This window comes from Streptomyces sp. NPDC059003 (genome assembly GCF_042740445.1).
GTDB lineage: Bacteria > Actinomycetota > Actinomycetes > Streptomycetales > Streptomycetaceae > Streptomyces.
The window spans coordinates 7,220-7,858 of the sequence record NZ_JBHYJH010000278.1 but is presented as its reverse complement, the minus strand read 5'-3'; the positions used below and the strand labels follow the sequence as shown (position 1 = coordinate 7,858).

General features: G+C 74.8%; 1 pseudogene. It reads left to right on the top strand.

Features of this window, described 5'->3' with window-relative positions:
* Positions 1 to 261: 261 nt before the first annotated feature.
* Positions 262 to 639, top strand: a pseudogene (locus ACFWZ5_RS43255) (hypothetical protein); the annotation flags it as partial.

Here is a 639-nt window from a genome sequence, read left to right as displayed (position 1 = left end):
GGTCCGGGCAGACCTCCGGCGTCTGGGGCGGCAAGGGCGAGAACGAGCTGGCGGCGCTGAGGAAGTCGCGGGCGGCGGCCCGGCGGGGCCCGCCCGGACGGGAGGCGCAACGACGGGACACGCCGCGACGGGAGGCGCATCGGAGGGAGGCGCGGGAGCGGTCGTAGGGCCGGGCGCCCCACGCCCAGGCGGGGCAGTGCTCGCGGTTATCGTTGCGAGCCTGCGTCGGCCGCGGGCCGCGGGGAGCCGAGAGGGGACGGGGTGCTCGAGGGGCGGGAGGAGTGGATACGCGTACCGGTCGGGGCCGAGGCCCGGCGGTGGGCGACGCGGGGGCGGACCCACAAGGTGCTCCTGATCGTCCACAACGTCACGTCGGCGACCCGCCTGCTCGACGTCGTGCCGCTGTTCCGTGACGACCTGCGCGTCCAGCTCCTGGCCACCTGCACCGGCTCCTCCCCCTTCCAGGCCGGGATCACCGAACTCCTGCGGGACGTCGCCGTCCCCGTCCTGCCGTGGGACCAGGCCCTGCGCACCCCCGTCGACCTGGCGCTCTCCGCCAGCTTCGGCGGCCAACTCGCTTCGTACGCAGGGCACTTGGCGGTCCTGTCGCACGGCGTTGGCTACAATAAAAGGCTGGCC